The sequence below is a fragment of the Paenibacillus rhizoryzae genome (genome assembly GCF_059686995.1).
This window is the reverse complement of sequence record NZ_JCAALT010000012.1, coordinates 144,605-154,917: the sequence shown is the minus strand read 5'-3', so window position 1 is coordinate 154,917 and position 10,313 is coordinate 144,605. Positions and strand designations below refer to the sequence as shown.

Here is a 10,313-nt window from a genome sequence, read left to right as displayed (position 1 = left end):
TATGTCTGAAGTCGTTGCCCCTTTCTTGCCATACAAAAAGCACCCCCTATAGTTTTCATCGGTTAAACACTAGGGTGTTTTTCCAATGTCCACTATAAGGGGTGCACTTCAAGTCCGAGCGGGGCCTTTCTGTATCTGCCCTCTGGTCGTTACAAATGCTTCGTGCAGTTGAAGAGCGTACATTCCCACTCCTCATTGCGATGAGAGATGATCGTTAAGGAAGTATTATCCGAATAGGTGGATTCGAATCTCTGCGGCATAAGCCGCTTCAGCGATAATCCGATTAGCGCTCCATGGCTAACGATTAAAACTCGCTTATCCCGATGCATCGCGGCAACTTCTTCCATATACGCGGCTCCCCGCTTCGCCACGTCATCGAACGCTTCGATGCCAAGGTCCAGCGTGCTCCAATTTTCGCCCCATTTTGCAACCCGTTCTTCTTCTGTGGTTCCTTCGATCTGCCCGCAATTAATCTCTCTAATTCGGTCTTCTGTAATTAATGTTTCGATCCCCAAGGAACTGCGCACTGCCTCGGCGGTTTGTATCGCTCTTGTTAATGTACTAGAGATAATGATATCCCAGCTTTCGCCCGAAAGCCTGTCGGCAATGGCCCTCGCTTGCTTGATTCCGGCTTCGTTAAGCGGAATATCCGATATTCCCTGCGCCTTTCCGAGCACGTTCCAATCCGTTATTCCATGTCTGATAAGTCCGATTGTAGTCATGTTCCGTCACCTTCATAGTCAAGTATGAAAAACAGCGATCTCCGGTGCACAAGCTACACGTATAGGTATCTTCACCGTTCCTAATCCTCGGTTAATGTAGAAATTACTACGCATATCTACTTGTTTAAGACCAATATGATAATCTTTGTAAGCGCCAAGCGTACGGTTCAGTAATCTGATCTGACCTCCGTGCGTATGTCCCGCTAGCAGCAGATCATATTGGAGCTCCTGATCTTGTATGAACTTCACAATACTTGGCGAATGTGCGAGCAAAATTATGTAGGGATAGCGCCTCATCTCCTCGATACTCATGGTCATTTGTTCATTGCCATATATCGAGTTATCGAATCCGTAAATGAGATATTGCTGATCCTTCATAGTTAATGTTGTGCCATGATTGGACAGTACTGTTATATTCTGATGCTGCAGGGTTTGGATGATCTGATCATACTCTTGGTCCGAATAGCGTCTTTTACGTAATCCTTCCATACATTCTCGCTCGTAATTGCCTGGAACAAAGAAAAACTGCGGACATTTTATTTTCTTAATTTCCTTCATTACTGCGGCTAGTTGCTTCTTTCTCGAAACTAAGTCACCTGTTATCAGAACGATGTCCGGCTTTATCCGGTTCACTTTCTGACTCAATGAGCCATTAAGGAATCTCGTCCGTCCATGAAGATCAGACAAATGAACAATGGTAGGGTGGTTTGAGTCCGATTGGCTGCCAAGTTGATGATGGGAATACTTCACCCAATTAGTCTGAATGATAATAAGGAGGCCTATCAGTACAGCTATTAATCCTATGATGAGCATGCTGAAGTATATCTCCTTCTGCAACTATAAATGAAATTCGGCTTTAATCCTCTCAGCGACTTCCTCGGGCTTGTGCTCCAATTGATGAGGCGTACCTTAATGAGTAGCATCAATAATAAAAATCGTATAGTGCGTGACGACATCATCTTCAAAGAAGATCCTCATAAACGGATAAATATCCTCGGTACAAAAAGTGATTTCCTTGTTGCCTTCATATGCATAAACAGACCCCGTCAGCCCAATGGGATTGCCTACTCTGATAGTGTTCCGTGACATTGTTAAATACGGGGACATCTGCAGCATCGTGTTTGGAGGTTTCCTTCTCAGAATGATCATCGAGCTTGTTATTCATGATACTTCCTCCTCGTTCAACCAACCTTCGACCTCAGCCTGTTGCTCTGCATAACGCCTTAAGGAGTTAATCGTTCCCATCACTTGCTTCGTCCCCATCTGCTGCTCTTGCTCATCCTCGCTCTCCAGCCATAAGGACCGTTTAAAGCTATATTCCAGCCACCCCAGCATCCCTGCGAAACCGCGATCTAACACGACATTCCAATTGGCCTCAAGGGAGCCTCCTTTCTTCTTATATCCCCGTAAGAATGCAAGAAATCTCTCGCGCTCTAGTTTCCCCTGCTCATCTGTTGACCAATAAACAGCAGTCTCGATTAAGTTCTGCATCGGATTTATCGGCCCTGAGGCTTCCCAATCAATGAGAATAGGTGAGCCATTATGCCACAACACATTCTTGGAATCTAAATCGCAATGGCTAATCACTGTGTTTGGCGCCAGCAACTGCGCGGCATGGTTTGCTCTCGCGTTCCAGTCATACAGAAGATCCACCGCTTCCTTTGCCAAGCTTACCCACACCGACTGATTGATTTCGCCTAACTCCACATAGCGATTCCAATCCGTCACAGGCACACCGCCGACGGCCCCATTCACATCGATGTTTAACGAGGAGAAATCCGTCGTATGGATCGCTGCGAGAATCTCGCCTATTCGTTCAGCGTGAGCCATCGTTATCTCATGGGGCTTCAGGCTTCTTCCCTCTACCCAATCGAATACGAGAAAGTATTGATTATCTACTTGCTGTACAGAACTTCCGTTAAAAAGTTTAGCCGGTAGGGCCGGTACGAAGTTGGCTGCAATTGCAGCAATCCATTCGGAATGAATCATATTTTGCATCGCGGTAGGTCGCAGCATGATCTGAGGGTTTAATGCTTTGATGGCATATTTTCCGGTAGTTGTTTCTAGTGCAAACATGCTATGTAACAGCCCGCCTGCCACCGCTTCCGGCTGACCGAGCAACTCTCCTAGCCGTAGCTGCGTGCACAGTTTCTCGAATTGCATGCTCATCTATGGTCACCTGGCTTGTACCAGCTCGGTACGACACTTTCAAAATGGTTATGATCGTCCAGCAGAATGCGAATACGTTCCATCATCGAATCCAGCTGATCGGGGACGACCTTGAGTGTCCACGTAATCGTTCCAAATATGGTCATTGCCGAATACAGCGCATATAAGTTCCAGAACTGATGCGGAATCTTCCCGTCAAAATACCCATCGATTTGCCCAATCGAGAACGGAATACTGATCTCCCGGCTAAAATAAGCGATTTTCAGAAAATCATGGTAGGGGTCTCCCCAGTCGTACCGATTGAAATCGATCGCCGCGGCATACGCCCCATTACGGACGAGCAGATTGGCTGGATGAAAGTCATCGTGTTGAAAGCGGTTCGGACGTCCATCTAGCAGCGGTAATTGCTTCTCGATGAAAGCAATAACAGCCTCCTCCTCAGGAAGCTTGACCCCGCAGCGGAAATATTCATCCATGTGACGTTTATGCTTCGCAACCCTATGCGTGGACCATGCTTCCAACTCTTCCGGCGCTTCCACTTCGTGCATTATAAGCAGCTCTCGTCCGGCCTCGACGCCTACTTTGTACTGTTGATCAGCCGTCATCCGCGGCAGCTCTTCGAGAGCATCCTCACCCTCGACATATCTTAAAACCATATAACACAAGTCAAGCTCTTCTACCGTACCGAATGCAATGGGCTCAGAGGTGCGTACGCCTAGACCGTGAATAAGGACGACAGCCTCAAACTCCCGGCGTTTCTGTTCGGATTGATTATAACTCGCGGTTCGAAGGACATAAGCCGGCTTGTCGCCATGTCCATAAACGAGATATTTTCCATCATAGGAAAAGCCTTTATGAATCTGTGAAACAGCTGTTGCCTGCCGCAACTGCGGGATATGTGCTACAACTTCGCTGATGTTCATCGGGACACTCCTCTCCAGTAGAAATCCGCCCATTAGGTGAGCAAAGGCAGCTGATCGAAGTGATCGCTGCCTCCTTAGTGTGTGGTTCCAAAACCTTCCAAGTTATAATTACTAGATTATCGCGCATTTGTTCCCGTGTAAACAATTAGTTTCTGCACGCCGCGAATCATTTACGAGCATCAAAATACGCGTCTAGCCGTGACAAACCGATCTTTCCACTGTCCGTCAAAATCCTCAATATGGACGCCAAGCTTGTCCGAATAGGTATGCAGAATTTTGCCATCCCCGGCATAGATGCCCACATGTCCGATATCGAGTCCGCGCGCGCTAAAGAACATCAAGTCCCCTTTTCGCAAGTCTTCCACTTTAATTTCTTTCCCTTCCTTCGCTTGGTCGTAAGAGAGACGAGGCAGATCGACCGAAAGCACCTGGTTAAACACATGTTTGACGAAAGAAGAGCAATCAAAGGTTTGGGTTTGATTAGGATCCGCACCGAATTCATAATGCGTGCCAAAATATGTGGAGCCGAATGCGATGATTTGATCCGCCTGCATCATGGTCAGGTTCGGGCTTGAGTAGTTGGTATACTTAGGTTTGGCCGAAATGAACCCGATCGTCTCGTCTTCCGTTTGCACCTCCAGCCAGTTCGCATCGATTTCGCGAATGACATGAATCCGCTGGCCCTTCGGAAGCATCCGAATTACAGTCGTTTCATCGGTTGAATTCGGCAGCGTTCTAAGATTGGCACCGTATGTAATCTCAGTTTCAAAGGTATTGGCAGACGATATCGAGATGGTATGGGAATAGGCATGCCACTTCACGACATTACCCAGCAGCTCACTAATGAAGCGCAGCGGAACCATGGAAGAGCCGTTGATTACTTTACCGGGCGCGGGAAGTGTCAGCTTATCGTTATTCTTATATGCAAACTTGTCACCCATTTGGTAGGTGATGAGGCTGCTGTCTTTGGTTGCCGTCACAGTATGTTTAGGCTCGTCCCAGCTAACTTTAGCGCCTTGTGCTTCGAATATCGGACGTAAGGGAACATAGCTGACGCCGTTCTCAATTACAGGCTGAACAGATAATAGAAGAGGCTTCCCGTCCAGTAACAAGGCTGGCGATTGTTCATTCGCTGCCGCAAACACGCTATTCGCTTGAATCATTGTCATCAGTGCAATAAGAGACAGCATCGTCACGCGTTTAATGGTACTACTTTCCAAATTAATGACACCCTTTCCTTATGATGTACTTTATAGACGCGAATAAGGGGTAATTTGTTCTGGTCTGAATTATGAACTTATCTTAATGAAAGGCGATGACCGGCACAGAAAAAAGCCTCATCCTGCCGGAAAGTCAGGTTGAGGCGATCTAGGATATCTATTACTGCTCAATCGTTATCTCATATTTCTCGGCAATCTTCTTCAAATATTGCTCGACGTAATCAAAATCTCCAACCTTGTCGCTGGCAATGACGAACGTGTTCTCCATGCCTCTGACATGCACCTTGATCACCTTCACCTCTACGGTCCTGAGCAGCTTTCTCACTGGTTCTCTTGCCAATTCCAGCCGCTCAAGCTTGCTGTACTCAATCTTTTTGGGTGTGCTATCCTTCTCCAGCTTCAGCACCATTTCCCCCGCGTCCAAGTTGACATCCACTGCTTTGAGCAATTCGATCAACCTCCTGGTTTTGAAACAGAAATGGTAATCTCGACTCATTGGCATTGTATTCGGCTAGTTGCGAATATATGTCCATCTATTTTATTCCAGTATGTTGTAGGGTATATTATGGATACGAAATTCAATATGACATCTTGCATCGATCTGGAAGATGTACGGATACCGAGGTGCAGCAAGTGGAGTTTATCCTTTATTTATTTCTCATCTTATTGCTTACGAAAATTTTCGGACATCTCTCCACACTCCTCGGGCAGCCTTCCGTACTTGGCAAACTGGTCGTTGGGATTATTGTCGGTCCTGCAGTCCTTGGGTGGATTGAAAATAATGACTTCGTTCATTACACAGCGGAGATTGGCGTCATCCTGCTCATGTTTATCGCAGGCTTGGAAACGGATCTTGAACAGCTCAAACAAACCTGGCGATCTGCTTTTGCCGTGGCTGTCGGAGGAATCATTCTCCCCTTTCTGGGCGGGTATGCCGTAGCCGAAGCCTTTGGACTCGATCATAACTATGCTCTCTTCATGGGGGCTTTATTTAGCGCCACATCCGTAAGTATTTCGGTGCAGGTACTGAAGGATTTAAACCAGCTTAACTCTCGCGAAGGAACAACGATTCTCGGAGCAGCCGTCATGGATGATGTCATCGTGATCATTCTATTGGCTGTAATGATGAGTTTCCTAGGGAGCGGTAACGATATATCGATCGGTATGCTGGTTAGCAGAAAGTTGATTTTCTTCATCGTCACGGTCTTCGCCGGATGGTTGATCGTCCCAAGGTTCATGAAGCTATTCGAACGGATCTCGGTTACGGAACCGGTCATCACCATGGCGCTTGTTGTTTGTTTCGGTTTTGCTTATTTTGCGGATCAGATGGGGATGGCTGCGATCATAGGATCTTTTGCCGCTGGCATCGCGATTTCCCAGACATCGTATAAACATACCGTCGAGTCCAAAATCGAACCCATCGCTTACTCCATATTTGTACCTGTATTCTTTGTCAGCATCGGTTTGAATGTGTCCTTTAGCGGAGTTGGGAATCAGCTTGGTTTTATGCTGGTTTTAACCATCGTAGCCGTTCTTACGAAACTCGTGGGCGGGGCACTCGGAGCAAGACTAACAGGCATGAATACCCGTTCTTCCTTAGCCGTTGGATCAGGCATGATCTCCCGAGGAGAAGTCGCCCTGATCATCGCAGCCACGGGATTGCAAGCGCAATTACTTCCGGAGGCTTATTTCACTTCTGTTGTCATTACCGTTATCTTAACAACCTTGATCGCACCGCCATTGTTGAAATTCTTTTTCAGTAGAACCGCAGAGCAAAGGGGAGTTCACGATGCTATCAAATGATATTGTCATCGGGATTGACGGAGGCGGGACTAACACCCCAATAAATAAAACCCGCTCTATGAGCGGGTTTTATGTTTAAAGTGCGCCTTACAATCTTCTATTCGTCTTTTCATCAATATAAATGTCTAACGCCTTGATTCCGTGAATCTGTTACTGTTACATTCACAAAACATTCCTCCAAGTAATATAAATATCCACCTAATCATTCCACAATTGGAATCGGCTGTAGAAGGTTAATACTTCATTACACGAGGAAAATTTCTTCAATTTCTATAAAGATGCTGCTGGTTGCTACTTGACCATATGAATCGGATAATACGCCGGGATCGGTTTCGAATAGTTCTCCCTTGCGAATTTGATCTGGTTAGGTGTCCATTGCGAATAGAACAGGCGGGTGTCATGATCATCGCTGAGCGCAAGCACCTCAGGTACCGTCGCCCAATTGGTTAGCGGATAGCTCGATGCACGGGAGTGGTAGTTATGCATCGTCCGCCGGCCGTGCGTACAATCCGCGCTTCCGCCCTTGCGCGTATGATACGTCGTAATATTGTACAACACGGCGGTACCGGCTTGGCCCCGAATCGGGATCTCCCGGTAAGCTTCTCCCTGCTTCTCCTTCGCCTCGTCAAGCGTTCCATACGTATGGCTATTAGGCACTAGGCAGAATGCCGGACAGCATTCGTGAACGTCAGATAAGTAATAGATGACACAGGTATACGTGCTGATATATGGATTCTCCGGATCAAAGATCTTTCCGCCTATCGTTCCGTAATAACTGATATCCCGGTGGAAATTCATCTCACTGGCGCTCGCTCGGTCTGCGGAAACATCCCGAAAATCAAATTGGGCAAAACGCGCTTCCCCGAGCAGCACCTCCTGAATGAGCGGAAAGATTCTGGGATGACGAATGAATTGATCCATCTCAAGCGGATGCTTCTCGAGGAAGCTGGCCGTGCCGACCGCGCCTTCAATCGGTTGATGCCATTGCTCCGGTGATTCTTTCAAGGAGGCTTCTACCAATCCGTTCAAGTAGTCCAGTTCCTCCTGCGACAAAGCATTCGGTATGACGGCGAAGCCATTTTCCTTGTAGTGCGCCAGAATCTCTTCTTTCGTCGTTTGGACAGCGTTCGTACCCATAAACCATCAGCCTCTCTTTCATAGCCTTATAAGATGAATATTATGGCGATACCCACTCGTACAGAATATCCGGTAAATTTTCTTCATTTTCATGACCTCTGGCGATGACTTTAAATCCATGCTTTTCATAAAATCGTTGCGCGTTCCCATTCACTTCAAACGTGTATAAGTTTAATTTGCCGCTCGATTGCGCTTTGGCTCTATTTAATAAGGTCTGTCCAATTCCGATCCCCTGATGATCGACATGAATATAGAGCTGGCTTACTTCATTCTCATTGTAAGCAATGATGCCAGCTACTTTCTCATCTATTAGCGCTAAGTCAATCTGAAACCGCTCCGGCAGCATAATATTCAAAAAGTAAATGTGATCCTCCACGCTGTGGAGGGCTTTCTGCCCAATCGCCTTTTCCTTACTTGCACGCCACATTTCGATGGTTTGCTCAGCGTACTTGGGGTTGTACGGAGTAATGATAACATTGTGCTGCATCAGAGAAATCCCTCCTCGATATGAGCTAACCCAAACCCGTTAGATATAGTTCAACACTTGAACGGCATTTCGCCTCATATCCTCGGTACGTTCCCTAAAAGCGCTGTAGGCGATATGGTCAAGCCCAATATGAATGAGATAGCAGAGTAGGCGTTCCTTCATTTGTGCAGGCGGGCCTCCGCGCTGGTCCCAGTGGTGGTCCAGTATGGCTTGTAGGTCTATCCCTTGCCATTGCGGATACCACGACCACCAGTACAGAAACCAAGCATGGTCGTAGAGAGGATCGCCATAGAACGCATTCCCCCAATCGAATACTCCGGTTAGTTTCCCACCTGCTACCAGCACGTTTCGATTCAAAAGATCAGTATGGACTATTCCTCGAATCTCCGGGAGCTGCGCTGCAAGTTTACTAAGCTTGACTACGCCGGCATCGAAGATGCTTGCCTCCCGCGGCGATGAGTTTAACCGTTCGCGCCAGCCCGCCAGCCTCTCTCTGGGCTCAGCCACCGCTAATAGCTCAGATGCCCAGCTCGGTCCGGTTCCTTCCGGACGCCAAAGTCCGACTACCTGTGTGCTGGCAAGATCCTGCTTCTGAAGCTCGTAGAGTGCATCGAACAATTGCGGCAGGACTGCCCGCATTTCCGATTCGTCAAGCTCATCGAGATGTTTTTCTCCTCGAACTCGTTCAGATACGGCGAAGAATCCGTTCTCCGTCTCACCCACCTCTATAACCTTCGGAATCGGCAGTGCATCCATGGAGAACGCCCCCATGACACGATCCTTCTCAAAGTCGTCCACATAGGCGCCGAAACGAATAACCCTATCACGCCCATCGAGCACGAAGGAATAGGCTCTCGACCAATCACCAGACGCTAGAGGCGCAAGATCGTCAGCTCGGCTGCCGAAGTGCTCCTGCACAAAACGGTTCGCTTGTTGATTGAAATCATCCATAGCGATCCCTCCCTCCTTATATCCAACTTCGATCAAATTCCGATATTGTAGTCACTCCTTTATTTCCGCACATCTTTAAACAATCCTGCCCGGTAGCTTAGAACATGTTAGCTTTATATATGCTGCCTTGTTTGCGGTTAGCCGCGTGCACCCCATAAATAAGAAAAAGCCCAGGACATTAAGCATCTCCCGCACAAAAAAAACGGCGCTTTGCGCGACGTTTTTGTGACAAATTTTACCTGTTCCCTAAACTCCCTTAATCCCTAAACCTAATAACAGTCCCCGCTATCAAGTCGTATATCGTTTGTTTCTTTTTATTAAATAACGGACTTATCAAGTAGATGAGCACGAGACCGTAAACGGTCCCTAATAAAGAGTAGACGAATGAGTCGGGGTAATCAGTTGGAATGACCATATGCCAAATGGTAAAATGGGCCAGCTCCCAAGGGGCGAATTTAAGGGCGGAACGCAGCAGTGAGGCTCTAAAACTAATCGGCTTACCATTCAAACCGGCCACCTGAATCCCCATTTTCCGTTTTCCCCATGTTGCATGCGCTGCCGATCCCTCGCATAGTGCAAAATAAAGATAGACAGGCAGCGTAATAAACAGAAATCCACTGCACTCCGCCAACAATGGCGATGTCGTAAACAATGGAGTCAGCCAAGGACGAATCATGAAAGACAGGCCGATTAACAAAACGATATAGCCCGTAATAATCACATAATCCCATAAGAAAGCGATTAGTCGTTTACCTAAAGATACGCGATGTAAATCTCCATGCCGATGCATAACCCTACTCCTTTTGATTAACTAAGGAACGTAACCTTATTTGATTATTCAGGATTGGATTCCATTATCCTGCACTATCAAGAAAAGAGAGCATCTGGATGCTCTCTCGGG

General features: G+C 47.1%; 12 protein-coding genes. 1 reads left to right on the top strand and 11 read right to left on the bottom strand.

All coding sequences use genetic code 11. The features are described 5' to 3' along the window. Positions 1 to 149 precede the first annotated feature (149 nt). From AC6ESO_RS27245 to AC6ESO_RS27215, 7 genes are all read right to left on the bottom strand, one after another. Positions 150 to 722 (bottom strand): histidine phosphatase family protein, encoded by a 573-nt coding sequence (locus tag AC6ESO_RS27245; protein WP_497094141.1) that lies wholly within the window; start codon positions 720 to 722, stop codon positions 150 to 152. A gap of 18 nt (positions 723 to 740) precedes the next feature. Next, on the bottom strand, positions 741 to 1,535 hold the full coding sequence (locus AC6ESO_RS27240; protein WP_497094140.1) for a metallophosphoesterase: 795 nt from the start codon (positions 1,533 to 1,535) through the stop codon (positions 741 to 743). 211 nt (positions 1,536 to 1,746) lie between these two features. Continuing rightward, positions 1,747 to 1,887 carry a hypothetical protein gene (locus AC6ESO_RS27235; protein ID WP_497094139.1) on the bottom strand — a complete coding sequence of 47 codons (141 nt, stop codon included), beginning with the start codon at positions 1,885 to 1,887 and terminating at the stop codon, positions 1,747 to 1,749. Further along, positions 1,884 to 2,891 carry a phosphotransferase gene (locus AC6ESO_RS27230; RefSeq protein WP_497094138.1) on the bottom strand — a complete coding sequence of 336 codons (1,008 nt, stop codon included), beginning with the start codon at positions 2,889 to 2,891 and terminating at the stop codon, positions 1,884 to 1,886. Before AC6ESO_RS27230 ends, AC6ESO_RS27235 begins: the two co-directional genes overlap by 4 nt. Then, positions 2,888 to 3,814 (bottom strand): phosphotransferase family protein, encoded by a 927-nt coding sequence (locus tag AC6ESO_RS27225; RefSeq protein ID WP_497094137.1) that lies wholly within the window; start codon positions 3,812 to 3,814, stop codon positions 2,888 to 2,890. The genes AC6ESO_RS27230 and AC6ESO_RS27225 overlap by 4 nt, the downstream gene beginning before the upstream one ends. A 179-nt stretch (positions 3,815 to 3,993) precedes the next feature. Further along, a complete protein-coding gene (locus tag AC6ESO_RS27220; protein WP_497094136.1) occupies positions 3,994 to 5,034 on the bottom strand; it encodes a stalk domain-containing protein in 1,041 nt (346 codons plus the stop codon). A 160-nt stretch (positions 5,035 to 5,194) separates the two neighbouring features. Next, positions 5,195 to 5,482 (bottom strand): hypothetical protein, encoded by a 288-nt coding sequence (locus tag AC6ESO_RS27215; protein ID WP_494817944.1) that lies wholly within the window; start codon positions 5,480 to 5,482, stop codon positions 5,195 to 5,197. A gap of 185 nt (positions 5,483 to 5,667) precedes the next feature. Here AC6ESO_RS27215 and AC6ESO_RS27210 point away from each other — a divergent pair, with 185 nt between their 5' ends. Next, positions 5,668 to 6,837 carry a cation:proton antiporter gene (locus AC6ESO_RS27210; protein ID WP_497094135.1) on the top strand — a complete coding sequence of 390 codons (1,170 nt, stop codon included), beginning with the start codon at positions 5,668 to 5,670 and terminating at the stop codon, positions 6,835 to 6,837. A gap of 291 nt (positions 6,838 to 7,128) precedes the next feature. Here AC6ESO_RS27210 and AC6ESO_RS27205 read toward each other — a convergent pair whose 3' ends face one another. The 4 genes from AC6ESO_RS27205 to AC6ESO_RS27190 all read right to left on the bottom strand — a co-directional run bounded on the left by AC6ESO_RS27205 (position 7,129) and on the right by AC6ESO_RS27190 (position 10,202). After that, on the bottom strand, positions 7,129 to 7,974 hold the full coding sequence (locus AC6ESO_RS27205) for a phytanoyl-CoA dioxygenase family protein (RefSeq protein ID WP_497094134.1): 846 nt from the start codon (positions 7,972 to 7,974) through the stop codon (positions 7,129 to 7,131). Between the two features lie 40 nt (positions 7,975 to 8,014). Beyond that, positions 8,015 to 8,461, bottom strand: a complete 447-nt coding sequence (locus AC6ESO_RS27200) for a GNAT family N-acetyltransferase (protein ID WP_497094133.1) — start codon at positions 8,459 to 8,461, stop codon at positions 8,015 to 8,017. A gap of 39 nt (positions 8,462 to 8,500) precedes the next feature. Then, positions 8,501 to 9,412, bottom strand: a complete 912-nt coding sequence (locus tag AC6ESO_RS27195; protein WP_497094132.1) for a phosphotransferase family protein — start codon at positions 9,410 to 9,412, stop codon at positions 8,501 to 8,503. A 256-nt stretch (positions 9,413 to 9,668) separates the two neighbouring features. Beyond that, a complete protein-coding gene (locus AC6ESO_RS27190) occupies positions 9,669 to 10,202 on the bottom strand; it encodes an RDD family protein (RefSeq protein ID WP_497094131.1) in 534 nt (177 codons plus the stop codon). Between the last annotated feature and the right edge of the window lie 111 nt (positions 10,203 to 10,313).

Bases quoted from the DNA above. Each gene is read 5' to 3' on its own strand.
- AC6ESO_RS27205 (WP_497094134.1), bottom strand. From the start codon at position 7,974: ATGGGTACGAACGCTGTCCAAACGACGAAAGAAGAGATTCTGGCGCAC.
- AC6ESO_RS27230 (WP_497094138.1), bottom strand. From the start codon at position 2,891: ATGAGCATGCAATTCGAGAAACTGTGCACGCAGCTACGGCTAGGAGAG.
- AC6ESO_RS27235 (WP_497094139.1), bottom strand. From the start codon at position 1,887: ATGAATAACAAGCTCGATGATCATTCTGAGAAGGAAACCTCCAAACAC.
- AC6ESO_RS27190 (WP_497094131.1), bottom strand. From the start codon at position 10,202: ATGCATCGGCATGGAGATTTACATCGCGTATCTTTAGGTAAACGACTA.
- AC6ESO_RS27245 (WP_497094141.1), bottom strand. From the start codon at position 722: ATGACTACAATCGGACTTATCAGACATGGAATAACGGATTGGAACGTG.
- AC6ESO_RS27225 (WP_497094137.1), bottom strand. From the start codon at position 3,814: ATGAACATCAGCGAAGTTGTAGCACATATCCCGCAGTTGCGGCAGGCA.
- AC6ESO_RS27240 (WP_497094140.1), bottom strand. From the start codon at position 1,535: ATGCTCATCATAGGATTAATAGCTGTACTGATAGGCCTCCTTATTATC.
- AC6ESO_RS27195 (WP_497094132.1), bottom strand. From the start codon at position 9,412: ATGGATGATTTCAATCAACAAGCGAACCGTTTTGTGCAGGAGCACTTC.
- AC6ESO_RS27200 (WP_497094133.1), bottom strand. From the start codon at position 8,461: ATGCAGCACAATGTTATCATTACTCCGTACAACCCCAAGTACGCTGAG.